27 protein-coding genes and 1 tRNA gene are annotated in these 24,919 nt (G+C 66.5%); 18 read left to right on the top strand and 10 right to left on the bottom strand.

The annotated features are described in order from the left end of the window. Window positions 1–64 precede the first annotated feature (64 nt). From OJB03_RS04870 to OJB03_RS04895, 6 genes are all read left to right on the top strand, one after another. Window positions 65–1,585 (top strand): DUF5687 family protein, encoded by a 1,521-nt coding sequence (locus tag OJB03_RS04870; RefSeq protein WP_263785677.1) that lies wholly within the window; start codon window positions 65–67, stop codon window positions 1,583–1,585. A gap of 203 nt (window positions 1,586–1,788) precedes the next feature. Continuing rightward, complete coding sequence (locus OJB03_RS04875) at window positions 1,789–2,511, top strand: ABC transporter ATP-binding protein (RefSeq protein ID WP_263785678.1); 723 nt, start codon at window positions 1,789–1,791, stop codon at window positions 2,509–2,511. Window positions 2,512–2,528: 17 nt separating this feature from the next. After that, window positions 2,529–4,016 carry a DUF5687 family protein gene (locus OJB03_RS04880; RefSeq protein WP_263785679.1) on the top strand — a complete coding sequence of 496 codons (1,488 nt, stop codon included), beginning with the start codon at window positions 2,529–2,531 and terminating at the stop codon, window positions 4,014–4,016. A 60-nt stretch (window positions 4,017–4,076) separates the two neighbouring features. Beyond that, window positions 4,077–5,585: a DUF5687 family protein gene (locus OJB03_RS04885; protein WP_263785680.1), complete on the top strand. Its 1,509-nt coding sequence runs from the start codon at window positions 4,077–4,079 to the stop codon at window positions 5,583–5,585. Window positions 5,586–5,644: 59 nt separating this feature from the next. Further along, window positions 5,645–7,144 carry a DUF5687 family protein gene (locus OJB03_RS04890; protein ID WP_263785681.1) on the top strand — a complete coding sequence of 500 codons (1,500 nt, stop codon included), beginning with the start codon at window positions 5,645–5,647 and terminating at the stop codon, window positions 7,142–7,144. Window positions 7,145–7,192: 48 nt separating this feature from the next. Continuing rightward, window positions 7,193–7,621, top strand: coding sequence for a CHY zinc finger protein (locus tag OJB03_RS04895; protein WP_263785682.1), 429 nt, complete (start codon window positions 7,193–7,195; stop codon window positions 7,619–7,621). 11 nt (window positions 7,622–7,632) lie between these two features. Here the strand turns inward: OJB03_RS04895 and OJB03_RS04900 are convergent, their stop codons facing one another. Together OJB03_RS04900 and OJB03_RS04905 are read right to left on the bottom strand one after the other, a co-directional pair. Beyond that, the gene (locus OJB03_RS04900; RefSeq protein ID WP_263785683.1) at window positions 7,633–9,156 is read right to left on the bottom strand and encodes an ABC transporter permease/substrate-binding protein; all 1,524 of its coding nucleotides are present in this window, start codon (window positions 9,154–9,156) and stop codon (window positions 7,633–7,635) included. A 15-nt stretch (window positions 9,157–9,171) separates the two neighbouring features. Beyond that, window positions 9,172–9,927: an ATP-binding cassette domain-containing protein gene (locus OJB03_RS04905; protein WP_263785684.1), complete on the bottom strand. Its 756-nt coding sequence runs from the start codon at window positions 9,925–9,927 to the stop codon at window positions 9,172–9,174. A gap of 133 nt (window positions 9,928–10,060) precedes the next feature. Here OJB03_RS04905 and OJB03_RS04910 point away from each other — a divergent pair. Continuing rightward, window positions 10,061–10,133: transfer RNA gene (locus OJB03_RS04910), tRNA-Thr, on the top strand. Between the two features lie 83 nt (window positions 10,134–10,216). Here the strand turns inward: OJB03_RS04910 and OJB03_RS04915 are convergent. Continuing rightward, window positions 10,217–10,438 (bottom strand): helix-turn-helix domain-containing protein, encoded by a 222-nt coding sequence (locus tag OJB03_RS04915; protein ID WP_263785685.1) that lies wholly within the window; start codon window positions 10,436–10,438, stop codon window positions 10,217–10,219. A gap of 30 nt (window positions 10,439–10,468) precedes the next feature. Beyond that, on the bottom strand, window positions 10,469–10,897 hold the full coding sequence (locus OJB03_RS04920) for a SpoIIAA family protein (RefSeq protein ID WP_263785686.1): 429 nt from the start codon (window positions 10,895–10,897) through the stop codon (window positions 10,469–10,471). 220 nt (window positions 10,898–11,117) lie between these two features. On the opposite strand from OJB03_RS04920, the gene OJB03_RS04925 reads away from it, so the two are divergent. Genes OJB03_RS04925 through OJB03_RS04935 form a run of 3 tightly spaced genes read left to right on the top strand, consistent with a single transcriptional unit; the run spans window position 11,118 to window position 12,829 of the window. Further along, window positions 11,118–11,342 carry a hypothetical protein gene (locus tag OJB03_RS04925; RefSeq protein WP_263785687.1) on the top strand — a complete coding sequence of 75 codons (225 nt, stop codon included), beginning with the start codon at window positions 11,118–11,120 and terminating at the stop codon, window positions 11,340–11,342. Next, window positions 11,293–11,520: a DinB family protein gene (locus OJB03_RS04930; RefSeq protein ID WP_263785688.1), complete on the top strand. Its 228-nt coding sequence runs from the start codon at window positions 11,293–11,295 to the stop codon at window positions 11,518–11,520. The genes OJB03_RS04925 and OJB03_RS04930 overlap by 50 nt, the downstream gene beginning before the upstream one ends. 46 nt (window positions 11,521–11,566) lie before the next feature. After that, window positions 11,567–12,829, top strand: coding sequence for a hypothetical protein (locus OJB03_RS04935; protein WP_263785689.1), 1,263 nt, complete (start codon window positions 11,567–11,569; stop codon window positions 12,827–12,829). 37 nt (window positions 12,830–12,866) lie between these two features. Here OJB03_RS04935 and OJB03_RS04940 read toward each other — a convergent pair whose 3' ends face one another. From OJB03_RS04940 to OJB03_RS04955, 4 genes are all read right to left on the bottom strand, one after another. Then, window positions 12,867–13,628 carry a hypothetical protein gene (locus tag OJB03_RS04940; protein ID WP_263785690.1) on the bottom strand — a complete coding sequence of 254 codons (762 nt, stop codon included), beginning with the start codon at window positions 13,626–13,628 and terminating at the stop codon, window positions 12,867–12,869. Between the two features lie 198 nt (window positions 13,629–13,826). After that, entirely contained in the window at window positions 13,827–14,006 is a 180-nt protein-coding gene (locus tag OJB03_RS04945; protein WP_263785691.1) for a YqaE/Pmp3 family membrane protein, read from the bottom strand. An 89-nt stretch (window positions 14,007–14,095) separates the two neighbouring features. Next, a complete protein-coding gene (locus OJB03_RS04950) occupies window positions 14,096–14,668 on the bottom strand; it encodes a hypothetical protein (RefSeq protein WP_263785692.1) in 573 nt (190 codons plus the stop codon). A gap of 237 nt (window positions 14,669–14,905) precedes the next feature. Then, complete coding sequence (locus OJB03_RS04955) at window positions 14,906–15,604, bottom strand: hypothetical protein (RefSeq protein ID WP_263785693.1); 699 nt, start codon at window positions 15,602–15,604, stop codon at window positions 14,906–14,908. A 283-nt stretch (window positions 15,605–15,887) separates the two neighbouring features. Here OJB03_RS04955 and arsN2 point away from each other — a divergent pair, with 283 nt between their 5' ends. The 8 genes from arsN2 to OJB03_RS04995 all read left to right on the top strand — a co-directional run bounded on the left by arsN2 (window position 15,888) and on the right by OJB03_RS04995 (window position 22,729). Further along, window positions 15,888–16,340 (top strand): arsenic resistance N-acetyltransferase ArsN2, encoded by a 453-nt coding sequence (arsN2, locus tag OJB03_RS04960; protein ID WP_263785694.1) that lies wholly within the window; start codon window positions 15,888–15,890, stop codon window positions 16,338–16,340. A gap of 226 nt (window positions 16,341–16,566) precedes the next feature. After that, window positions 16,567–16,968, top strand: a complete 402-nt coding sequence (gene crcB / locus OJB03_RS04965) for a fluoride efflux transporter CrcB (protein ID WP_263785695.1) — start codon at window positions 16,567–16,569, stop codon at window positions 16,966–16,968. Window positions 16,969–17,044: 76 nt separating this feature from the next. Continuing rightward, window positions 17,045–17,515: a DoxX family protein gene (locus tag OJB03_RS04970; RefSeq protein ID WP_423816363.1), complete on the top strand. Its 471-nt coding sequence runs from the start codon at window positions 17,045–17,047 to the stop codon at window positions 17,513–17,515. A gap of 63 nt (window positions 17,516–17,578) precedes the next feature. Continuing rightward, window positions 17,579–18,259 (top strand): ABC transporter ATP-binding protein, encoded by a 681-nt coding sequence (locus OJB03_RS04975; RefSeq protein WP_263785697.1) that lies wholly within the window; start codon window positions 17,579–17,581, stop codon window positions 18,257–18,259. A 24-nt stretch (window positions 18,260–18,283) separates the two neighbouring features. Continuing rightward, entirely contained in the window at window positions 18,284–19,090 is an 807-nt protein-coding gene (locus tag OJB03_RS04980; protein WP_263785698.1) for an ABC transporter permease, read from the top strand. Window positions 19,091–19,204: 114 nt separating this feature from the next. Further along, window positions 19,205–20,686: an alkaline phosphatase gene (locus tag OJB03_RS04985; RefSeq protein WP_263785699.1), complete on the top strand. Its 1,482-nt coding sequence runs from the start codon at window positions 19,205–19,207 to the stop codon at window positions 20,684–20,686. Between the two features lie 203 nt (window positions 20,687–20,889). Beyond that, window positions 20,890–21,117, top strand: coding sequence for a cold-shock protein (locus OJB03_RS04990; protein ID WP_011405166.1), 228 nt, complete (start codon window positions 20,890–20,892; stop codon window positions 21,115–21,117). 190 nt (window positions 21,118–21,307) lie between these two features. Continuing rightward, on the top strand, window positions 21,308–22,729 hold the full coding sequence (locus OJB03_RS04995; protein ID WP_263785700.1) for an amidohydrolase family protein: 1,422 nt from the start codon (window positions 21,308–21,310) through the stop codon (window positions 22,727–22,729). Window positions 22,730–22,770: 41 nt separating this feature from the next. On the opposite strand, the gene OJB03_RS05000 is transcribed toward OJB03_RS04995, so the two are convergent. Continuing rightward, on the bottom strand, window positions 22,771–23,592 hold the full coding sequence (locus tag OJB03_RS05000; RefSeq protein ID WP_263785701.1) for a DUF3108 domain-containing protein: 822 nt from the start codon (window positions 23,590–23,592) through the stop codon (window positions 22,771–22,773). A gap of 154 nt (window positions 23,593–23,746) precedes the next feature. Continuing rightward, a complete protein-coding gene (locus OJB03_RS05005) occupies window positions 23,747–24,799 on the bottom strand; it encodes a TlpA family protein disulfide reductase (protein WP_263785702.1) in 1,053 nt (350 codons plus the stop codon). Window positions 24,800–24,919: the final 120 nt, after the last annotated feature.

Below are 24,919 nucleotides of genomic sequence, written 5' to 3' on the forward strand. Positions count from 1 at the left end.
CCACCGGGGCGCTTCGTCGACTTCTGGGGACAGTCACGCATACCAGCCGCCTCCCATCACCCGTATGCCGCTCTGGAGAGTCCTTCGTCACCGCCTCTGCGCGTTCCGCCGCGTGCCATTTTTTGAGCGACGGGCCCTTTCGGTCATCCTGGGCGGGTTTATGGCCCTGTATCTGGGCGGGGGGCTGGTGCTTTTTGGGCTGTTTTTCGACGATCTGGTGCAGAGCGTAGCGCCAGGCCGCGATCCGCTGCTCGTGGCGAGCCGCGGGTTGCTGCCGCTGGGCCTCCTCTACGCCGCGGTGCGGGTGTTCATCGAGTCGGGGCTCGGGGTCGACGTGCGGCCGTACCTGGCGCTGCCGCTCCGACGGTCCGTTCTCGCGGGCGTCGGGACCGTGGTGGCCCTGTTCAGCCTGTGGAATGCGGTGCCGCTGGCCTTCATCGTGACGGTCGGCGTGGAGGCGGCAGTGGAAGGGGCCCTGGGGCCCGCATTGCGGTTTGGTCTCGTCAGTGTGGGCGTCCTGGCGGTGGTGACGTACGCGGTGCCGATGTTGCGACGGCTGGTTTCACGACATCCCTTATTTGCCGTCACGGGCGTGCTGCTCGTCGTGGGAAGCGTCGGCCTCGAAGCGGTTGACGCTGTAGCGGGAGCCGCCTCACTGCTCGATCTGTCGGGATGGATGCTGGGAGGAACCGTGGACGGACGCTTGGGGCCCACCGTCGCTACGATCCTCGTGCTGGGCGGGATTGGGGGCGGGTACGTTCGGTGGCTACGGACGGAAATGGACCTCGATCGGGGGACGCGAACGACATCGTCTCCCGGTCAGGCCAGTGATCGGCTCGGCCCTCTCACCGCGTACGGTCCGGCGGCGCGGGAGGCCGTGTTGGAATTGCGGCTCGTTCTGCGGAACTCGAAGCCCCGGCTCTCACTCTTTTCGACCCTACTCATTGCGGGAGCGGTTGCGTTTCTGGGCTACGTTGTCGGCAGCTGGGCGGGGCTGCGTGAGTTGCTCTCCGGCACCCAACTGCTGAACACGGCACTCTGGCAGGGGCTCTTTGGGACGGGCGCGTTCGTCCTCTTCCACGGAGTCAACGGGTTCAGTTGGGAGGGCGGACACTTCGAGGCAACAATGGCCCGTCCGGTATCGGTGCAGAACCGGATCGATGGGAAACTGCTCCTCCTCGGCGCGAGCGTCGTCTTGTGTTTCCTGGTTCCACTGCCGGTGTTCGTCGCCACGGGCAGCCCCGTCTGGGCGCTCCATGCCGCCTTCGGCCTCTACAACCTCGGCGTCCTGGTGCCCGCGGCGGTGGCCGGGGCTACGTTCAACCGAAAAGCCCTGGTGCTGGATAACAGCATGCTGATTGAGGCGAATGTCTCGGCGGGCCGTATTGCCATTGCGTTGCCCGTGATGGTTCTGCCCATTGGTCTTCTTGGGCTGCTTCCCGACGTCGGGGAGGCACTGATGCTCATCGGGGGGCTCGGGGGCGTCTCGCTGGTGGCCCTTCCGCTCTGGCGCCGCGGCCTCACAGCCCTCTACCGACGAAACCGGCACGCGATGGCGCGCGGCTTTCGGGCGTCGCGGGAGTAACGGGTGACTCGTAATCGTGATGCTTGAAGAAGGCGATATTCGTTTTTGAGAGATTGGATGATTCGCGAACGAAGGCTATCATGGCTTTGCGATTTGAAAAGAAAATAAACAGGAAAGAAAAGGCGTTTCCGGGCTCCCTCGCATCCGTGCACGGGACGTAGAGCACAACCGATGGCATTGTACTCAAAGATTCCGTATCGGAAATGGATCTAAAAACCGATTCCCTCACCAAGCGCTACGACGACTTCGAGCTGTCCATCCCCGATCTCACGATCGAGCCGGGGACGACGCTGGGACTGGTCGGCAACAACGGCGCGGGCAAAACGACCTTCCTCCGCCTCGTCCTCGACCTGATCCGCGCCGACGATGGGCAGGTCCGCCTCGGCGGCGACGTAGTGGCCGATACGTTCGACTGGAAGACGTGCACGGGCTCCTACCTCGGCCCCTCGTTCCTCATCGACTTCCTGACGCCGGACGAGTACTGGCACTTCGTGGGGCAGACCTACGACCTCGACGAGGCGACAATCGATGAACGGCTGTCCCGCTTCGAGGACTTCTACGTCGACGAGCCGGTCGGGGAGACGACGAAGTACATCCGCGACCTCTCCACGGGCAACAAAAACAAGGCGGGCCTCGTCGCGGCCCTCCTGCCGGAGCCGGACCTGTTGATCTTCGACGAGCCGTTCGCGAGCCTCGATCCCCGCTCGCAGATCCAGCTCAAGGAGCTTCTGCAAGAGCGACAGGACGACGCGACGATGCTTATTTCCAGCCACGACCTCGGCCACGTGACCGACGTGAGCGACCGGATCGCCCTCCTGGAGGCGGGCCAGATCGTGCGCGACGAGCCGACCGATCCGGACACGCTGGAGGACCTGACGACCTACTTTGCGGAGGCGATTCGCCCGAAGGAGCAAGAACCGGCGTAGCATAAGACGCACGTGCCATGACGCTTCTCGATGTGCTGCGCCACCGGTGGACGCGGTGGCGGCGCTCAACGACCCTGGGCCGCAGTCTCCTGACGACGGTCCTCGTTGTGCTGGCCGGGGTACACGTCGGGGGCTGGGCTGTGGCTCTCGGGTGGTTCTATCCGGACATCGTGGCGGAGGTATTTCCAGGCCGAGACCCGCTCCGTCTCCTAAACGAACACCTGTTGAGTGGGATGGCCGGTCTCGTTGGCGCTCGGTTCGTCCTACAACGGTTCGACGCGGGGGCGTGGCGTTCTCTGCTCTGCCTGCCGGTGCGTCGGGCAACGCTGGCACGTGCCATCCAGGTCACGTCGGCGATCAGCCTTCTTACCCTGGTTCCCCTCCTCGGCCTCGCGGCGCTCGCCGCGCGCACTGTCGCCTCGGGCACCTCTCCCCTCGGGGTGGCCCTCTGGACCGCCGCCGCGCTGCTAGCGGTGGGGATGACGCACTTTGCATGCGTGTGGCTCCGCGTGGCGTGGATCCGTCGGAGGTGGTCCGGGTTTCTCGGTGCGAGTGCCGTGGTCCTCGGACTGGTTGGGGGCGATTTTCTTGGGGCAACGGTGATCCAGGAGGCGTCGGCGTGGCTTTTTGGCGGGCCGTTGCGTGGAAGCATAGGGGCGCTCCTGGTGCTCGCCGTCGGGACGGTTACCTTGGCCGTCGTCTCCACGGCGGCCCTGCGCCGGTACACGTACGAGAGCGTAGGCGGGCCGGACCGTACCGACCGGCGCCGTCGCTTTTCGGTCGACATTGAAGGTCGAGAAGGGCTTTCGTCGCTCGTGTTCTTGGAAGGCGCTCTCATCTTCCGGAATCGCGGACCCCGCGAGCAACTTCTCATTGGGAGCGGCACACTTGCGTTCTTTGTCTACCTGATCGTGCGGGACGCTCTTTCCGTATTCTCGGTTGGGATGGCTCCGTTCCTGATCGGCCTGCTATTGTCGGTCGCGTACGGCCAGTTTGCGTTCGCCTGGCACGGAAAGCACTTCGATGGCCTGCTGGTGCGCGTGTCGCCGGGACGGCTCGTTCGGGGGACGCTCGTCGTGCTCACGGGACTCGCCGCGGGGCCGCTCATTCTCGCGATGCCGGTGGTGGCGTGGGCGGATCCGTTTCTCGCAGCACCGATGGCCGCCTTTGCGCTCTATCACGCGGGGATCACCGTCCCTACGATAGTGGGGACCGGCATTCTCTGGAATCGGAACTGGGTGAACCCGGAGCAAAGCCGATTTACGTTTTCGGGCGGTCCCATACGAGGAATGGTGCTCATGGCGCTGCTCAGCGTGCCGCCGGTCTTGCTGGGCCTTGGAGGCATTCCAGTCCTGCTTTCAGGCGTGGCCGTCCTCGGGGGGCTGGGCCTCGGCACCGTCTCGCTGTGGCGGCCCCGGCTGGAAGCGATGCTCCGGCGTCGCCGCCATGCGATGCTGCGGGGCTTTCGGGGCGGATGGCTCTCTCCGCACGAGTGGCACTGGTAGAGGGGAGGGAGGAGGAAGAAAACCAATCTTCGGTCGATTCCGCCGATCGTTTCGACTCCAATGCGCGCACTTCAGATTCTACTCCGCCACCGCGTCACGAGCTGGCGCCGAAACCCATCGTGGGGCACCGGCACGGTGGCGGGGCAACTTGTGCTGCTGGGCCTGCTCCTCGTGTTGCTGTTCCCGCTTGGACTTCTGAGCTACGTGTTGGGTGACGTGCTCCGCGAGGTGGTTCCTACGGCCGATCCCCTCGCGCTCATCAATGAGGGAATGCTGTATCTGGTGCCGGTGCTCCTGGTGAGCCGCTTCCTCCTGCAATCGCCGCCGTCGGAGCGCGTGGCGCTGTACGTCACGCTCCCCATCCCGACGACCGGACTCCTCAACGGGCAGACGCTGCTGTCGCTGCTGTCCCTCCATTCGTTGTTTGCCATGGTGCTGGTCGTACCAGTGTGGGCAGCGGAGATTGTGACGGCGTGGACGCCGCTCGGGGCCGCCGCGTGGCTTCTCATCGCGCTCTTATCAACCGTCGTACTGGCGAGCCACGGCGCGAACCTCCTGCACCTGCTGCTGGGGCGGCGGCCATGGGGGGTTGCCGGCGCACTGGCCGGGGTCACGCTGGCGTTCGTGGCCGATGCGGTTCTGGGGCCTGACCTCTTCCGCGGTCTCTCCCGTGTCGTGTTTGGCCGACCGGGCATTGGGCTGGTCGCAGCGGTCGGCGTCGTGGGCGCCACGCACGCCGCGCTGCTGCGGGTGATGCGGGAGCGGTTAGAGGTGGACCGGCGGACGGTGTCCCGGATCGGCGAGCCGTCTCGGTGGGGGACGCCGGTCTACCGATGGATCGAGCAGGCGCTGCCGGCGGGGCCCCTCGTGGCGCTGGAGCTGCGGCAGGTTGTGCGGACGCGGCGGCTGCGAGGTGCCACTGCGACGATACTCGGGCTGATGGTCTTCTTCTACGGATGGGCCGGCGTGCAACTCGTCATGGAAGGGACGGTCGAGTCAAATGTGCTTATGAACGTTGTGCTCTGGGGGATTGGTGGTCCTTTCTTTGCAACTGGGTATGCCATCTACGGAATCTCAGCCGGACACATCGATGGGTTGTTTGCACGTCCGACCTCCCTCTCGCACATCGCGACCTCGAAGCTCGCGCTGCTTTGGGCCGGTCTCGTTCCCGCCACACTGCTTCTCCCGACGTTATTTCCCTGGGTCCCGCTCCGGTACGCGATGCTCCTGGGAGGCTGCGCGTTTTACTGGTGGGGGGTAATGGTTCCCAGTACCGTCTACTTAGGCCCGCGCTTCCGGACCCCTGTCGACATGTCGGCTTCGCACTTCTCGATGAATCCGTCGGGATCTATGAGGGGATTGGTGCTTGTCCCTCCTCTTCTCGTCCTCCTTGCTGCACCGATTCTTGCAGCGACAACGAGCGCCTGGTGGATCGTCGGAGGGAGCCTGTGTGCGATCGGGCTCGTCGGGCTTGGGCTGGTCGCCTGGTGGCGGGGGCCATTCGCCCGGCAGCTCGATCGTCACAAGCATGGAATGCTGGAGGGATTTCGGGAGAATGAGCCAATCTGACACGGGAACGGAAACGAAGAGATGTGTATCGACGCTTCACGCTACAGAGCTGAATCACCATGACGCTGTTTGATATCCTCCGCCATCAGTGGCGCCGCTGGGTTCGCGCGCCGACCTTTGGGCGCAGCCTGATTGGGAGCCTGCTCCTTGTGCTTGCGGCGGCGTACTTCGGACTTCTCTTCGGGGCACTGGGCTGGTTCTATCCGCAAATGGTGGCGGAGGTGGCGCCGGGGCAGGAGCCGCTCCGGCTGCTCAACGAATTTCTGCTGTACGGCGCGGTGGGGCTCCTCCCGATGCGCTTCTTCCTCCAGCGCTCGGCGGGAAGCGACGTGCGGCCGTACTTGCATCTGCCCCTCCGACGCTCCCAGGTCGTTCGTGTCCTGCAGGTGGTGTCGTCCCTCAGCCTGCTCAACCTGCTGCCGGTCGTCGTCCTCGCGGCACTGTGGGGGAGCACGGTGCTGCCGGGGGCGTCCCCGCTGGGCGCAGCGCTCTGGGCCGCCGGGGCGCTCCTGGTGGTGGCGCTCACCCAGTTTGCAAACAGTCTCCTTCGCGTGGCCTGGGACCGGAACGCCGGGCTCGTGCTTGGCGCCGCGGGGGTTCTTGCGGTCGGCGTAGCGGGCGGTTTTTGGACCGGGGGCGGCCTGCTCCGACCCGCGTCCATGTGGCTCTTTGGTGGACTGGCAGCGGGTCATATCCTGCCCCTTCTGATGCTGATTGGGGGTGCAACCGGAATGGCCGTGGCGGCCCATCGGGCGCTCCGCGGTCGCCTCTACAGCGTGCTGGGGGAGACGGGACGGACACGCACGCACGTCGGGGCGATCCTTCAGGGGGAAGGCCGAGGATGGGGGCGCGTGGGGTCCCTGGCGCTGCTGGACCTGAAGCTCATTCTCCGCAATAAGCGTCCCCGGCAAATGATGCTTCTGGCGCTCCTGCTCCTCAGCATCTTTGTGTTCAACCTAGTGCTCATTGAAGAGACAGGAGGAGCGCTTGAAGGAATGAATCGTGCCATCTTTGGGTGCGTGCTGACCAGCATGATGGGGGTACAGTATGGCCAATTTGGACACGCCTGGCACGGTCGTCACTACGACCACCTTTTGCTCCGCACCCGCTCTCCTCGTGTGCTCGTCCGCACTCAGACGATCATCCTCACCGGGCTCTGCGCGGCCTCGTTTCTCGTCGTGTTGCCGGTTATTGCGCTCGTGAGACCATCGCTGGTCATTCCCCTGTGCGCGTTTCTGATCTACAACGTGGGCGTCACCGTCCCCGTCATGATCGGAGTAGGGGCATGGCGACGCAAGGCCATGACGCTCCAAGAGGGCGCCATGCTCAACTATCAGGGAACGTCCTCCGGAACGTTTGCTTCCGGGGTCGGCGTGGGGGCTTTGCTGATAGGCATCCCAGTTGGGCTTGTACTTGTCACCAGCCTCCAGACGACCCTCATTGTCGTTGCCGGCCTCGGTCTGCTCGGCGCCGGGGCGGCCCCTCTCTGGACACGGGGACTCGGCGCTTTCCTGTGGCAACAGCGCCACGCCATGGCGGCTGGCTTCCGGGAGGAGTAGGCAAAACGCGATTCGGCAGGCTTCTGCACCGTCTTTCCCCGCACGCGCATGAACAGTGACGAGTCACAACCCGGGCGAAAAACATCCCGCAATAAATCGGGTGCGCGGCCGGGCTCGCATTCGACCGTTCGTGCGCCGGCCACGGACGACCGGTTTGAGGTGCCCGTCCGCGGGGTGGACGTGGGGGTGGAGACGCGCTGTGCCCACTACCATGGCCCCCAAGACGTCATCGCTATCCGCTTCGTGTGTTGTGGCGTCTTCTACCCGTGCCATGCCTGCCACGAGGAGACGGCGGGCCACCCTCCCGAGCGGTGGCCCCGCGATCAGTTCGACGCGTCGGCCGTCCTGTGCGGGCAATGCAAGACGACGCTGACGATCGAGCAGTACCTGAAGGCGGAGCACACGTGCCCGGCGTGCGGCGCGGCGTTCAATCCGGGCTGCGAGCGCCACCACGACCGCTACTTTTGTGTCGACTGAGCCGCGAGGCGTCACGACTGCATCGACCGCGGCAGCAGGCCGCGCTCCAGCCCCTCCAGTAGCGCCAGCGCGAGGATCGTAAGCACCGCCGCCGGGACGGTGCCCTCCAGAATGAGGCCCAGGTTGGCCCGCCGGATGCCGGTGAGGATGGGCTGGCCGTAGCCGCCCGCCCCGATGAGCGCCCCGAGCGTGGCCGCCCCGATGTTGATGATGACGGCGATCTTGATGCCGGCCAGGATGGACCGGCCCGCCAGCGGCAGCTCCACCCGCCACAGCTTCGCCGCGCTCGACAGCCCCAGCGCGTCGGCCGACTCCCGCAGCGGCCCCGAAATGTCCTTCAGGCCCGTGTACGTGGTCCACACGATCGGGAGGAGGCTGTAGAGGGTGAGGGCCGTCACGGCGGGCACGCGTCCCAGGCCGAGTGGCGGCACCATCATGGCCAGCAGGGCGAGCGCCGGGATCGTGTAGATGACGCCCACGACGATCAGGACGCCCGGGCCGAGGATCCGGCGCTTCGCGGCCACGACGCCCAGCGGGACGCCGAACAGGATCGCGAGGCCGAGCGAGAGACCGACGAGCACGAGGTGGTCGGCCGTGTACCGGCCCAGGCGCTCGGTCCGCGTGTCGGTCTCGGCCGTGGCGTTGAGGTCGAGCGACTGATTGAGGAAGTCGGCCGCCACGGTTGCCTCGTTCGTCTGGTCGATGTTGGAGCGGGCGTTGAGCCGCTGCATCGTGTCGGCCGGGATTTGATCGGTGAGGCGCTTGAGGGCCGCAATGGCGGCGGGCGCCCGCGTCGCAAGGTCGCGCCGGTAGAGGAAAATGGCCTCGTAGGCGGGGAAGTGGTCCTTGTTGTCCTCCAAAACGCGGAGGTCGTACTGCTCGATCTTCGCGTCGGTCGAGTAGAGGTCGATCACGTCGATCTCCCCGTTGGCAAGGCCGCGGTAGGCGATGTCGTGGTCCAGCCCCCGCGCCGACTGCGGCAGATCGTAGGCCCGTCGCAGGGACGGCCAGCCGTCGGACCGGTCCATAAACTCGTTCGTGAAGCCAAGCCGAAGGTCGGGGTGGTCCTGCAAGTCGGCGATTGTCTCGATGCCGAGCGCCTCGGCCCGGTCGGCCCGCATGCCGAGGGCGTAGGTGTTGTTGAAGCCGAGCGGAGCGGTCATGGCGATGCCGTAGCGGGCCAGTGTGTCGGCCAGGGCGCCCGGGGCAACGTCCACGTCGGCCAGCAACTCCTGGCGGAGCGTCCCGGTATACTCAGGATACGCGTCGATGTCGCCACGCCGGAGGGCCTCCCACAGAAAGCGCGAACCGCCCAGTTCCTCGCGGTGCGTGGCGGTCAGCCCCTCGGCCCGAATCAGGTGCGTGCCCATCCACCCCAGGATGACGTTCTCGGTGAACTTCTTGGAGCCGAGGGCGAGGGTAGAGTCGGTCGCCTGTCCCTGGGCCGGAGCCACGACGAGAGACAGAACGACAAGGACAGAGAGGACGGCGGTGAGGGGAGAGGGTCGGGCGATGGGACTCGCGGTTCGGGGCATGGGGGCGTGCATTGCTTATTCGCGACCCTCGGTCCGCAAATGCTCCAACGGGGCGCGCTGGGCCTGGATGAAGTCCGTGACGAAGGGGGAGGCCGGGTCGTCGAGGAGTGTGGCCATGGCGCCGCTCTGTTCGATCTGACCCTGGCGGAGGAGTGCGATCTGGTCGCCGAAGAACGCCGCCTCGCCGATGTCGTGGGTGACGAAGACGACCGTCTTGCCGAGGCGCCGAAAGATGTCGCGCAGGTCGTCCTGCAGATCGGCCCGGATCATGGGGTCGAGGGCGCCGAGCGGCTCGTCGAGCAGGAGCACATCGGGGTCGAGCATGAGGGCGCGCATCAGGCTCACGCGCTGGCGCTGGCCGCCGGAGAGCTCCGTCGGGTACTGCGCGAGGCGGTCCGGGTCGAGCTGAACGAGCCGGGTCAATTCCTCGATGCGGGCGTCGATGCGATCCCGGGACCAGCCGAGGTGGTGGGCCATGAGAGCAGCGTTGGCCCGGCCCGTGAGGTGGGGGAAGAGGCCGCCCTCCTGAATCACGTAGCCCATGCGGCGGCGGAGGGACTTGGCGTTGGCCGGGGTGAGCCGGTCGCCCTCTACGGTGACCGTGCCTGTGTCCGGCGAGGTCAGACCCATCACGAGTCGGAGCAGGGTCGACTTGCCGCTGCCGGAAGGGCCGATGAGCAGGGTCGTCGCTTCGGACGCGGCGGTCAGGGTAATGTCCTGCACCGCGTAGGCATCGCCGTAGCGCTTCGTAACGCCGTCGAGTTGAATCATCGAGCGTAGGACCCAGTGTCGGGAAGCAGGCTGTTCCCCGGACCGTTAATCGACCGTGAAAGTGAGGGACGGCCGGGATCTTCGACTACGGGCCGTTCGTGACTATCCGTCGAGAAAACAATGCCAGCACGACGCCAACGTAGCTCAGCTGGTAGAGCAGTCCCCTCGTAAGGGACAGGTCACCGGTTCGAGTCCGGTCGTTGGCTCCTCTCATTCTCCTCGAGCCTCCGCCGAAGCCCCGTTCTGTGTAACGGGGCTTTTTCTATATTGGAGGCTCTCGGGAGGCAACCTACGAATGGGTGCGAACCCACTGATCGCCCGCGTTTGTGCAGCGTACGTGGCGCCCCGACGCGTGTACGAAATCGTGTCGGGCGAGGCGCCGCACGGCATCCTGCACCGCCCGTGGACCCACGCCCACCGCCCGGGCGAGGTCGTAAAGGTCGGCGGTGTCCTCGGACTGAACGGCCTGGAGCACGTCGGCCTCGGTGTCAGAGAGGTCAGGGGACGACATCGGGGGCAGGTGAGGTCAGTCCAAAGGCCGTTACTCGTCCTCGTCGGCGAAGGAGGCCTCCGGGTCGGACGAGCTGCCGGGGCCGACGCCGGGCACGTCCATGTCGCCCCGAATCCAGTCGAGTGCCTCCTCCTGGTCCGCCGCGTCGTAGGTTTGGATCGTCGACATCGGAAAGAGGACCTCGGTCTTCTCCAGCCAGCGTTCCCAGGGGTCGTCGCTCACGATGGCCACCTTGTCCACGTCGCTCAGGTGACGGACGTCGAACGCCAAGTCTTCCCAGCGCTCCTCCGGGGCCCAGTCGTCCACGTCCTCCATTACGAGCAGCACGCGGGTTGTGATGTGGGCCGCGAACTGGTCTTCGAGCGCCGAGGTGAATGCTTCATGGTCGTCCTCCGTCAGCGTGTCGCTCAGCGTGATGCCGACGAGGTTGGGGTCGGGAAGGTCATGAAAGTCGTGCATGGGCGGTCGGAGGCGTAAGTGATCAGTCGACGAGGAGGGTCGGGCCACACGGCACCGACGTAGCACATCGGGGTACGTCAGGCACGACGGACTGTTCAAGGACACTTGCAAAATCTCGGATTCTTTCGGGGCGTGCGTACCGAGAATGTCGTGGGCTTGAAATGGACCACGGAGGTGCATGTTAGCCGTACGCTCATCTCACGCCTAGTCAGTTCCGTTTATGTCTGTCCCCCAGTCCCCTGCAGCCGCCAACCTCCAGACCCTGTTCCAGTACACACGCTGGATCAACGCCCGGATGCTTGACGCGATGCAGGCGGCCGAGGCCGTGCCGGCGCGGGCCGTGAAGCTCCCCAGTCACCTTCTCCGCGTCCAGGACGTGTGGGCGTGTGGAAAGCATGGCCCGCTGGCAGTCGATGCTAGACGAGCGGTCCGACAATACGCTTGATCAACCCACGGTGTACACCAACTCCGAGGGCACTCGCTTCGAGACGCCCTTGCGGGACCTTTGTCGTCACGCCGTGAGCCACAGCACGCACCACCGCGTCCAAATCGCGCTCGTGTTTCGCGAGGCCGATATTGCTCCGCCGCCCACGGGCCACATCTTCTTCGCCCGGGACGCGTAATGAGCACGTAGACCGTCGCCTCGTTTCAGAGATTTCCTGCCGTTTCGTGACTCCACACACCCCCTTACTACCTCGACCGCTCCAACTTGGGGGGCTTCTGCTCGTTGGGATGCTGGTCGCGCTGGGCTGTCAGTCCACCCCCGACTCCTCCACTGCGACGTCGGCGTCCCCCGGTGCCGGCACGCGACTGGACAGCCCGGCCCCCGCCGGGAGCGGGCAGCCTCATCTTCACGCCGGGGAGGGAGGAACCATGTGGATGAGCTGGGTTGAGTCGATCGGAGAAGACCGGCACGCCCTCCGCTACGCCACGCTCGACGACACGAGCTGGGCGGAGCCGCGCACCGTGGCACGCGGGGGCGACTGGTTCGTGAACTGGGCCGACGTGCCGTCCCTCCGTCCACTGCCGAGCGGCCGCCTCGCCGCGCATTACCTCCAGAGCGCCGGCCCCGATCCCCTTGCCTACGCGGTGCAGATTGCGCAGACCGACGAGGCGGGCACGTGGCAGTCGGCGGTCAGGCCGCACGACGACGGGACGGCGACGGAGCACGGCTTCGTCTCGCTGCTGCCGTGGCCGGACGATCGCGTGCTGGCCGTCTGGCTGGACGGGCGCACCATGGAGGGGCGCGACGGACACGGGGGAGAGATGACCCTTCGCGGGGGCGTGCTCGGCGCGACCGGAGCGGTGGAGCAGCGGGCGCTGCTGGACGACCGCACCTGCGAGTGCTGCCCCACCGCGGCGGTGCGGACGGGCAAGGAGGCCCTCGTGGCGTACCGCGACCGGTCCGAAGACGAGACTCGCAACATCCGGCTCGTGCGGTTCGATGGCCAGTCGTGGTCCGACCCTGCCCTTCTGCATGATGACGGATGGCGAATCGAGGGCTGCCCGGTCAACGGCCCAGCGCTGGCGGCAGCGGGCGACCGGGTGGCCGCGGCGTGGTACACGGCGCCGGAGGGCACACCGCGCGTCAACGTGGCATTCTCGACGGACGGCGGGCGGCAGTTTGGCGCCCCGGTCGTCGTGGCCGAGCGCACGCCGACGGGCCGTGTGGACGTGGTGTGGTTGGAAGATGGACGTGCAGCCGTAAGTTGGCTTGGCAAGTCCGACGACGGCGCGCCGGCCCTTCGAGTGCGTGCCGTGGCGGCGGACGGGGCGTCTCAATCTGCTGTCCCGATGGCCACGCTTTCGTGCGCCTCACGGGGCGCAGGCATGCCGCGCCTCGTGCGGAGCGGAGCGGATCTCTACGCCGCGTGGACCCATCCGGAAGACGGGGTGCAGGTGGGCCGTCTGCCCGTCGAGGCCCTCCGATAGGTCGTGAGGGGCGGTTTCGGAGGCAGCCTCGAGAGCGCTAGTCGTCATCGTCCGGGCTGTCGATCCCGCCGATGGTGAGGCGGAGAAATGGCCCCTGCATCGAGGCGTCCGGCCCGCCGGCCAGGGAACTGTTCCCGAGCTGCCAGTCGGAGCTGAGGGCGGAGATCATATATCCGGCCCGCACGCCGAGCCGCGCGGTCCGCCCTTCGCCGGGGGTGCCGAACTGATACTCGAGCCCGCCCCCGAGGCTCACGAGAACGCTCGCCTGTCCCACCGAGGCACTGCGACTGGGGTCGTTCAGCACGTCGTCGAAGGTGTCCGCGGTCCCTTCATTCTTGATGTCCAGCTGGAGGCCGCCCGCGCCGAGCCCGAGCAGCGGATATACCCGCAGGCCGGACGCCGGCCGAAACAGGTAGCCCAGATTAAACAGGCCGTAGCCCCCGCCCACGGACACGTTGCGCCCCCGGAAGGAGCCGTCCGCGGTGAGGAGGCCGTGCCCCTCGCCCCCCAGCATGAGGCGGTTGGCCACGACGCCGTAGCCCCCGCCGCCGAGGGACACCATCTCCGACGCGAAGGTCGGGTACCCGGCGCCGCTGAGGCGATCGTTGAGGGGGGCGAGGTCGGTGAACTGCGTACCGACGGCGAAGAAGCCGGCGCCCGGTTCCTCCGCGACGGGTTCGTCGCTGGGGGCGTCCTCGTCGATGTCCTGGGCGCAGACGGTCGTGAGAGCCCCCAGGCCTAAGAACAGTAGACTCGCGAGAAAAAGCCGAAGAAGGGGAGCAGATCGTGGGGTCCGCATGGCTGTGTGCATTGGTTCGTACTGCGCGTTGACGCCGAGAGAAATGACAACGGCGCACCATCCTCGTCCGGATGAGCACTCGCGGAATGGTACGCGCACACAGCGAGTCGATCCGGGGCATTCGATGAGCCGCACCACGGGTCGACGAGTCGCCACCCGGTAGGCCGTGGCCCCACAGACCCGGGATGGAGAGCGGCACTACCGGCGGGCGATAATCCAGACGGCGTGGACGAGGCCGGGCAGGTACCCCATCAGGGTGAGAAGGAGGTTGATCCAGAACTGGGTGCCGATGCCCTCCTGAAGAAAGACGCCGAGGGGCGGCAACAGAACGGACACCAGAACGCGGAGTAGGTCGGCCGAACTGCCGGAGGAACTCATGGAGGCGGGCGGGTTGGTGAACGAGTTGTGGAGACCCGGCGCACGGGTCGTCGTGCCTCCGGTACGGGGCCGGGTCAGAGACGTTGCACCTACACAAGCCCGACCATGAGAAGTGCGAGCAGGGCGCCCGGCACGAGCAGTCCCGTGACGACGGTGGCCCCCACGACGAGGAGCAGAAAGCCCGGATTTACGAACCGGATCAGCGCGCCGTAGCGGACCAGCAGGGCCCGGTTCTCCAAAAGAACGCCGCGGAGGGCCCAGATCTGCTTCACGGTTCCCCACAGGCGGCCGAACAGGCCCGACGCCGAGGACCCCGAGGCCACTGCCGCGGTGGCCTCGGCGGACTGCTCGACGGTGCGGGCCGTCCGGTCGGCCAGCCGGTCCGGGAGGGCCTGAAGGTCGCGGAGGCCCAGGTAAAAAAGAGCGAGGATGGCAGACGGGCCCAACACCAGCACGAACGTGACCGCAGCCCCCGCCATGGACACCAGGCGGCTGCTCACGGGCCACCAGAGGAGGCCCCACAGCAGAAGCCCGGCCCCGGCCGAGGCGCCCGCCAGGATGCCGGCGCCCGTGGCGAGCCGAGCGGCCAAGGACGCAGCGGCACGAGCCGCCTGCATGAGCCGCCCCTCGCTGCCAGTCTCGGAGGAAGAAGAGGCAGGCATACGGATGCTGGGGGAATCTCTGATGGCGTAAACGCGAGTGGACCGGTGCTGCCACTCCAACGACTGTCCCTCCAGGCGCCAGTCCCGGCCCGCTCGGCCGCGTGCAGAATGTGTTTTACAGAAGCTGAAGAGAGCGTCGAGGGCACGCCCCCGAGACCATGGTGAGTCGGGGGTGGGGCGACGAGAAGACCCCGGAAGCCGGGGGGCTCCAAGGAGCCCCCGAGTGCGCGACCGGAGTCACTGGTACAGCGGCGCCGACATAAAGGTGAATCCGAGGGTGGCCCACGTGCTCCGCCCGTCCACCGACCCGCCACGTGTGACCGATACGTCCATTTCGATCCGGTCTGGCAGGAGCACGGTGCGCAGCACGGCCTGCAGCGAAGGATTTGAGCGCCCCTCCCCGTACACCTCTCCAATGAGGGTCACCCGATCGAGGGGAGACCAGTCGAGGCGGCCCCCCCACGTAAACTCGTGAGGACCGTTTTCCTCGTTCACCCACCCGACATTCTGGTAGGCCGTGAGGCCGGGCCCGAGGTCCTGGCTGACGATGCCGTACCCGTAGACACTGGCCGGCCGATCCCGGGGCACGCCGAGCTGGCGAATGCCCGCCCCGCCGACGGCCGCGACCCCAATCCGGTGCGTCGACCCTGGGCGGAGCAACAGCTTGCCCTCGGCGCTGTACTCGACGGTCCGCTGGTCCTCGACCCCGGTTGCGAGAAACGCGGCGCCCGTGGCCAGCTCCAGGTTCGGATGCACCCGCAGGGCCGGCGCCATCCAGGACTCTTCCACGCCGTGCCACGCCTCTAACTGCGCCGCGCCACGAGGAACGCTCGTCGGGTCGTCGACGAGCACCTGCTGGGCATGGAGAGGGGCCGGCGAGAGCACTAGGCCGAGTCCCCCGAGAAGAAGCAGAAAACGGAAGAAGCGCAGACCCATGGCCGATCGAAAAGGTGAGAAGTTTGCGAACTAGTGTATCGGTGAACACGCGTTTCCATTGCTCAATCGGGACAAAAAACGTCGCGAATCGTTCAGTTCCCTGTCCTGTTGCCGTTGGCATCACCGGCGCGGAAGGATGAGAACCACCCGCCATCTTTCTTCCTGAGGAAAAACAGGCAGCCTTCAGAGAGGTCCGCGACGCGCTGTCCGACTGGATCGACGCCGCGTTCGAGTGGGACTCGCTGAGGTGTTTCGCACCGTGACAACCGTTTGGTCAGCACTCATGGTCATCCGTCCGGCACAGCCCGATGATCTCGACGCGGTCCAGACGCTTCTGAACGCGTGTGGACTCCCAACTGCGGACCTGACGCCTGCCCATCTGGACCACTTTCTCGTGGCGTGGGACGGAGACGCCCTAAATGGCGTCGTCGGGCTAGAGCCGCGCGGTGACGTCGCCCTGCTGCGGTCGCTGGCCGTAGCGCCCGGCGCCCGACAGGAAGGAGTCGGGACCCGCCTGGTGCGCGCTGTTGAGCAGCGGGCCACGGACGACGAGGTCCGTGCGCTGTACCTGCTCACGACAACGGCGGCTGACTACTTCCGAGGCCACGGGTACGCGCAAATCGACCGTGGGACCCTGCCCGATCCGCTTCAACGGACCGAGGAGGCCGCCCGTCTTTGTCCGTCCACGGCCGTCTGTATGCGGAAAACACTGCGGGCGACGGCGCCCGGCGCCTGAGTGTTGCGCCCACGTCCCGGCCGGCGTCGACGCGACGGTCATGCTTCGTTCTCGACGACGAGAGCCGCACTGGAACCTGCTAGGTAAGAGGGGCTTGACTGGATTGTCAACCGACGATCGGCACCATCAACCACTCTTGTGCAGCGTTGCGGATTCCCGGGCGAGTGCGCGAGGGAAGGACGACGTCTGTCGGCTCTGTTCCAACCTGAGGTTCTTTTTGTCTCGTATGCTCAGGCTTCTCTGGGTCGCCCTTGGCGGAAGCCTCGGCGCGCTGTGTCGGTACGGCCTCTCTGCTCTCGCGCAATGGGGCCTGCCGCCGGAGTTTCCGTGGGGCACGCTCGCGGCCAACCTCGTGGGCTTTTTCCTCATCGGGGGGCTGTGGGTGCTTGCGGCCGAGTACTCGTTCTCGCAGGACGCCCGGCTGTTCGTCTTTACCGGCGGGATTGGGGCGCTGACGACGTTTTCCACCTACAGCCTCGAGAGCCTCATGCTACTTCGGGAGGGACGGGTGTGGGCCGGACTGGCCAACGTGCTGGTGAGCAATGTGCTCGGCCTCGTCCTGGTTGCGCTCGGCGCCGGATGTGCCCTTCTTCTGTTGGGTGAACCCGTTGCTGCGTTCGGCGCATAGTCTCATTGGGGCCGGTATCCAAGGCGAAAAGACTGACTGAGTGCTCGGCCCCTCCACCGCATCCACTCCTTGTCTGATCCACGCCATGGCACCCCCCCAATCCCGTTCGCCGTCCAGGGCCGCATGGTGGACGCTCCCCCTCGTTCGCCTCATGGTCGGGGCCGTCTTTCTGTCGGAGGGGATCCAGAAGTTTTTGTATCCGACCCTGCGCGGCCCCGGCCGGTTTGCCGACATGGGCTGGCCGGCGCCGGAGCTTGTCGCGAGCCTCGTGGGCGGGACGGAGGTCGTCTGCGGCGCGCTCATTCTGGTCGGCCTCTACACGCGGCTCGCCGCGGCGGGGACGGCCACGATCATGACGACGGCGATCGTCACGACGAAAATTCCGATCTGGCTGGGCGCGGGCTTCGGGCCGTTCGAGGTACGGACGCTGGGCGAGTACGGCTTCTGGAGCATGGCGCACGCGATGCGCACCGACTGGGCGATGCTGCTCGGCTCACTCGTGCTGGTGATCGCCGGTGCCGGGCCGTGGGCGGCCGATTCGGGATAAGGGGCGCCCCATGCCGGCCCCGACGCCGTCGTCTGGTTTTCCCAATCCTGATCTCGATTCCCAATGCCCGGTCCCTTGCCCCTTACCACGGAGCATCTGACCCGCGTCGTCGACGGCGAGTCGCTGGTCGCGGACGTCTCGGTGGAGGTGCGTGCGGAAGAGGTGTTCGTCGTCTTCGGGCCGTCCGGCTCGGGCAAGAGCTCGTTCCTGCGCCTCCTCAACCGCCTCGATGAGCCGACCGACGGCACCGTGTACCTCGACGGCACCGACTACCGCATGATCGATCCGCGCACGCTGCGGCGGCGGGTCGGGTGGGTGCCGCAGCGGCCCACGCTGATTGACGGCACGGTGGCGGAGAACGTGGCGTGGGGGCCGACGCTGCGGGACGAGGCGGTGGACGCGGACCGACTCGATGGGCTCCTCGACCGGCTCGGGCTCGCGGGCTTCGCGGACCGGGACGCCGACCGCCTGTCGGGGGGAGAGGCGCAGCGCGTGGCCATCGCCCGCACCCTCTTCAATGATCCCGACGTCGTGCTGCTCGACGAACCGGCCTCCAGCCTCGACGCCGAGGCGGCCGATCGCGTCGAGTCGCTCCTGGCGGACGTGATGGCGGCGTATGCCCTGACCGCCGTGCTTGTGACGCACGATGTGGACCGGGCGCGCCGACTGGGGCACCGCGGGGTGCGGCTGGAGGAAGGACGCGTCCAGGCCACAGGGGCACTCGATGCTGTGCTTCACACCTAATCCCCAACGCAACGCTTGGGCTCGATGCTTGAGGATGTCCTCACCCACATCCAGGATCCGGTCGTCCGACAGGGCGTGGCCCAGGTGGGGGCCGCGACCGTGCTGGCGGCGCTCGTCGTGCTTCTTTCCCGCCGGCGCGGCCTGGGGCTGGAGTCGGAGCTGAGCACCGCGTTTGCCCGCGGCTTTGTGCAGATCGTGGCCGTCGGGCTCGTCATTGGGGTGCTGCTGACGGTGCCTGTCGCTTGGAGCGCGCTCATCCTGCTGGGGATGGTGGGCGGGGCCACCTGGATCTCGCGGCAGCGGGGGAGGGGCCTGCCGGGCGTCACGCAGGTCTCGTTTCTGGCCATCACGGTGGGGGCGGGCCTCGTGATCGCGACGATGACGGGGGCCGGGGCCATCGAGCCCACGGTGCGCAGCCTCGTGCCGGTGGGCAGCCTTGTCATCGCCAACGCCATGAAAATCAACGGCCTTGCCCTGAATCGCCTCAAAGACGAGCTCCGCGACAAGCGAGACGAGATTGAGGTGGGTCTCGCGCTGGGAGCGCCGCCCGCGGCCGTGCTGGCCCGGCACCTGCGGACCGGCGTGCGGGCGTCGCTCATCCCCGTGGTCGACTCGCTGAAAAGCCTGGGGTGGGTGTGGATCCCTGGCGTCATGGCCGGAATGATTCTGGGGGGCGAAAATCCCGTCTACGCCGCGCTCTACCAGTTCGTCATCATGGCCATGATCTTCGCCGCGGGCGGCCTCACGAGCCTGCTCACGAGTCTCCTGATGGGCCGCCGCGTGATGACGGAGGCCGAGCAGTTGCGACGGGTCGGGGGCGATGGAGACTAGAGAAATCATCCTTTGGTAATGCGCCGCGATCAGCGGCGCAGGGATCTTTGCGGCCTCCATCGGTTTTCGTGTTGTGCCTGTTTGTCCTGTCAACCAACCCCCGCCGTTTCCGTTGTGAGTGACTCCTATCATGATCGCCTTGCCTCGTCGTCCGGCGAGGCGCCCTCCCGCCGCGACTTTCTGAAGACCGGGGCCCTCGGGGCGCTCGCCCTCGGCACCGGCGGCATGGCCGGTACGGCCCACGGGCAGCCCCGCACCGATGTCTCGAACGTTGAGGCCCCGGGCGACGCCAAGAACGTCATCTTTCTGGTGAGCGACGGCATGAGTGCCGGCACGCTCACGATGGCGGATCTGCACCTCCGGCGGCACGAAGGGCGGCGGTCGCACTGGCTCCGTCTCTACGAGGAAGGCCGCGTGCAGCACGGCCTCATGGACATGGCCGCCGCCAACTCGGTGGTCACCGGGTCCGCGGCGGGGGCCTCGTCGTGGGGCTCGGGCCACCGCGTGTTCAACGAGACGCTCAACATGAGTCAGGACGGGGAGAAGTACCGGACAATCCTCGAGATCTTCCGCGACGCCGGCCGGGGCACGGGCCTCGTCACCACCACCCGCATCACCCACGCCACCCCGGCGGGCTTCGGCATCAACATGCCCGAACGGTGGAGCGAAGACAAGATTGCGGAGCAGTACCTGGAGCGCGAGTACGACGTGCTTATGGGAGGCGGGGCCCGCCACTTCGATCCCGACCACCGCGGCGATGGGACGGACGTCCACCAGGGCTTCGAGGACAAGGGCTACACGGTGGCCCAGTCGAAGCAGGCCCTGAGCGACTGGGGCCACGAGGGGGCTTTCCTGGGCACGTTCTACGACACCCACCTCCCCTACGTCCTCGATCACCAGAACATCCCGTCGCACCAGCAGCAGGTGCCGCGCCTGCCCGAGATGACCGACGCGGCCCTCCAGCGCCTCGACCAGAACGACGACGGGTTCCTCCTCCAGATTGAGGGGGGACGCGTCGACCACGCGGCGCACGAGGACGACACCGGTGGTCTCATCTACGACCAGATCGAGTTTGACCACGCCATTGGGCGTGTGCTCGAGTTTGCCGAGGGGCGCGACGACACCCTCGTCATCATTACTACCGATCACGGGAACGCGAACCCGGGCGTCAACGCCGCTGGCGACCGCTATGGCCAGTCGAACCCGATGTTTGACCGGGTCGCGGACTTCCAGTACACCAACAGCTGGATCCTCTCGGAGCTCGATGCGAACAGCACCTACCGGCAGATTCAAGACCGGGTGGAGGAGGCGTGGCAGTTCCCCATTCGGCGCGACGAGGCGGAGCTCCTTCAGGACGCGCTGCGGGGCGAGTACCAGGCCGCCTACCGCGAAAAGAGCGATCCCGACCTGCTACTCGGGGCCATCCAGGCCAACTACACGTCTGTCAGCTGGCTGGGGGGCGATCATACGTCCGACTACGTGGAGCTGGCCGCCCTGGGCCCGGGCAGCGAAGTGATTGGCTCTTTCACCCGCAACACGGACCTGTTCGACCTAATGGTGGAGTCCGCCGGGGTGCGAGAGTACGCGAGCGGGTGAGCACGGAAGCGGCGGAAAAAGGCGACTCCGTGAATATGGCGCGCGGGCGCTCCTTAAAGGGAACTGCAGGTCGGCTAGCAGGTGTAGGTCTCACATTCAATACGCGTCACCACATAGTGTGGCTCTGCCGAGACGGAATTCCCCTCGCTGCCGGGTCGTCACCCAGAGGTGAGGCATTCCAAATACACATTAGGTATACCTACATGGAAAAGGGCAAGCTCAAGTTTTTCGATACCTCCCGCGGATTCGGCTTCATCGAGCCCCTCGACGGGAGCGAGGACGTTTTCCTCCACGCAAATAACATCTCGGGCATGACCTCCGGAGAAGACCTCCGAGAGGGACAGACCATTGAGTACGAGACGGAGCAGACGGAGAAGGGCCTCAGCGCCCTTAACGCTGCCCCGGCCGACGAGACCAGTGGTGCGCTTTAACGGCGCCCGAGGCGTCTCGACGATTTGAGACGTACTGCCATTTGGTAGCAGAAGTAGAGGCTCGCTCCGACCTGGAGCGGGCCTTTGCTGTTTGGGGGCACGCCGTCGCGTCCAGTCGGGGGAACGTTGATGCCGACGAGGTCCGTTCCGTAGCGTGCACGTCCCATTCTGCCCGTTGGTCTCTGCCCCTATGCCTCCAGTCCGCTTCCGCCCAGTTGTCACCGTTCTCTGTATTCTCTTGGCGGGCGGCGTCGGGTTGGACACCGCCCGATCCCAGCCCACGACCGTCCTCCGTGGCGGGCAGCTGTTCGACGCCACGGACACGACCCTCACGGACAATCCGGGAATCATCGTGCGGGCCGGCAAAATCGTGGACCGGGGCGCGACGTCCCTCGACACGACCGGGGCCCGGGTCGTACGGCTCGATCCCGGCCACGTCATCCTGCCGGGACTCGTCGACCTGCACGCGCACTACGCGGTTGACTTCTTCGGTGTGGGGCGCGTGGAGGAGACGGAGGGCTACCCGCTGCTATACCTTGCCAACGGGGCCACCACCACGTTTACCGCGGGGGAGATGCAACCCGAAAAGATGCGCCGCGTCCGCCAGGCCATCGGTCGGGGCGACCGCATCGGGCCGCGCATGCTCACGTCCGGCCCCTACTTCGGCAAGGCGCGCCCCGGATGGGACACGACCCGCACGCCCGCCAGCATCCGCCGGGAGGTGGACCGGTGGGCGGCCCGTGGGGTGGGGCACTTCAAGGCAAAGCGGCTACAGGGAGAGCTTCTCCGCGCCCTCATCGATCAGGCGCACCGGCACGGCGCCACCGTCACCGGCCACCTCGGGTCCGGCTACGGCCCGAGCGTAAACCCCCGGACCGCCATCGACATGGGCATCGACCGCATCGAGCACTTTCTGGGCGGTGCCCAGCTGCCCGACACCGTGGGGGCGTACGACTCCCTGCCCACCGCCACGCCCGACGAGCCGGCCTTCGCCCGAATCGCGCAGCACTTTCAAGAGCACAACGTCCACTTCGACGCCACCATTTCGGCGTACGGCTACTACGGCACGCGCGAGTCCGACGTCTATGGCGACTGGCCGGACGCCCAGCAGTACTTCACGCCGTATCTCCGGTCCGTCCTCGACGAGCAGGACTACCAGGAGCCTGTCCCGCGCTTCCAGCGGATTTTTGAGCTGAAGCTCGACCGAATCAAGGCGTTTTACGAGGCGGGGGGCGGAGACCTCATCACGCTGGGCACCGACCACCCGAGCTGGGGGGAGTACCTGGCGCCCTTTGGCGTGCACCGGGAGCTGCAGGCCCTTGTGCGGGCGGGCATCCCGGAGGCAGTGGCGCTCCGCATCGCCACCATCAACGGCGCCCGCGCCATGGGGCAGGGCGACCGGCTCGGCACAATTGAGGTCGGCAAGTGGGCGGACCTGTTCGTCGTGCGGGGCAACCCGCTGGAGGACATCCGGAATGCCCGAAATGTCGAGTGGGTGATGGCGCGTGGCGACTTGCACCGGGCGTCGGCCCTCCGCGAGACGGCCCGCGGTACAGTGGGGCCGGATGATGCGGCGGAGGCGGAGGCCTTCCGGCCGAATCGGGGACAGTAAGTCAGCAGGATCACGCTGCCGGGCTTGCCCCAGAGACCACGCTATTGTGCATCCGTCGACGCTTTTAACTCCATCGACGACAGGGTTTGACTGATCGTGCGGGTGCCCCGTCCCGCGGACACCTCCGTCTGCCACTTCACGTAGTAGCGAGGTGCCTCCTTGCGCAGGTGAACGGTGCCGGTGATCTGGCCCTCGCCGACGTTCAGGTCGACCACGTAGGTTTCAAACGACCCGGCGGGCGTTTCGACTGTCTCTGTGCCGGTCACTTCAAACTCGGCTCGTTTTACCGACTGGTCTTGAGGGGAAAAGACCCGAAGGGCCGCCCGGAAGTCCGGCCCCAGCGGCATCGCGCCGAAGGCAACGACGTCGTGAACGCCTCCCGCAAGGGTTGAGCCGTTCAGGCTCTTGCTAACCGGCCTCGACTGGCCCCGTCTCTTCATGGTGCCGGATACCTCCATCCCGCCGGCTGCGGACGGGCCGGTGTAGGTGAGGTCCATTTCAACTCGCCCGCGGAGGTGCCGCGAGATGGGAAGCAGCGACGAGCGATCCACGATCAGGGAGTCGGTACGGATCCCCCCAGGCGTCTCAATTTTGTTCACGAGTGTCCAGGTGTTGGCCCCGCCGGTGGAGGTCCGGGCATAGGTCTGCGTCGAGGAGAGGTCCCGGGACCGGCCGCCCATTTTCATCGTGGCGTCGTAGGAGAGCGTTGCGGGCGCCAGTCTCGTGCCGTCAATTTCCTCAAATCCGCTCGTGTCGCTCGACGGCCCGTCCGGCTCTTGGGCCGCCGTTGGGGCGGCCGTCGCCGCGGAAAAGAGAACCACGGAGAAGAGTGTGAGAATACATCGGGGAAGCAGTTGGCTCATGGCGAGTTGGGGATAAGGGTGAAACGAGTGACGGGCGTTTGGCGAGGCTACCGACGCAGAAACGGGTGAGAGAGACCTCCGAGGACACTACGAGCATATGTTATCGTCACATCTTTCTCGGGAACGCCTTTAGGGTCTTCCGAAAGAGTGGCCTTTACAGGGATGGGCTAGACCCCTGTGCATGGGGGGCTCCTGAACCGGTGTCTTCCAGAGGGGCTTCTTCCGGGTTGGGTTCTTGGGGGAGCACCTCCGAGACTGCCTGGGCCATTTCCTTCCCGCTTCCGACCCCCCGATGAACGCGCAGAATCTGCCCGTCGGGACCGACCAAGATGGTTGCCGGGAGCCCCCTGATGTCAAACCGGCCCCGTATCTTCTCCTGCAGGTTGCTTCCCTTTGGCACAAAGGCGTGGCTCCAGGGCATGTCCCACTTGTGGGCCCGGAATCGCTTTACGGCCTCCCGGGTGTCCCGCATCGCGACGCTGAGGATGGTGAAGTCCTCCCCGCCGTACTCGCGGTAGACCTCGTGGAGGTGCGGCATTGCTCGGATGCAGGGCCCGCACCATGTGCCCCAGACGTCAATCAGGAAGACTTGGCCCTCGAAGTCGCTCTTCGTATAGGTGTCCGTCGAGTCTGAGAGCTTCGGAATCTCAAATCCTGGAAGCGGCTTGCCGGCCTGGACTTGACTGCCGGGGGCAAAAAGGCGCCGGGCCTGTTTGGCGTAACGGGACCCCCCGTGTTCGCTGGTGAGACGCTCGTAGAATTGCTCCTGGCCCCGATCCCGCTCGGCGGAGGAGGCGACCTGAAGCCCCCCGAAGAGAAACTCCGCCCGCACCGCCGGGTCCGGGTGCCGGGTCCCTGCCTCTCGGAGAAACGTCAGCACCGAGTCGGACCAGGCGCGGGGGTAGGCCACGCGGGCAATCTGAAAGACGGTCTTGGCCGCCACGAAGCGTTGGGTGGAGTCCTGGAGCCGCGTCCAGCGGTGAGAGGTCGGTCCGAGATCCGCCCGAAGAAGCTGCCGTGCCGCCGCCGAATCGCTAGGGGCGAGTACAGTTTCGGCCACCCGAACCGTATCCTGGGGCTGAGCGAAAGCCGCGTGCGGACCTGCCGCCAGAAGCGCCAGGCCGACGGCCAGAAGCAGGGAGAGACGTATCGTGGAGACGAGGGCACCTGCGTGAAGAGCATCTGTGCCCGACCCGAAAAAACGCATGACAGGACCGGTCCATAAGTTCAAGAGAAGCTGCAGCTCAAGAGCGCCCACTGATCAGGTGCTCTTCGGAAGAATCCCCGTTGGAGCATTGGCTCAGATCGGCTGGTCGGCCTACGGATT

It is taken from the genome of Salinibacter grassmerensis (assembly GCF_947077765.1).
Classification (GTDB): domain Bacteria; phylum Bacteroidota; class Rhodothermia; order Rhodothermales; family Salinibacteraceae; genus Salinibacter; species Salinibacter grassmerensis.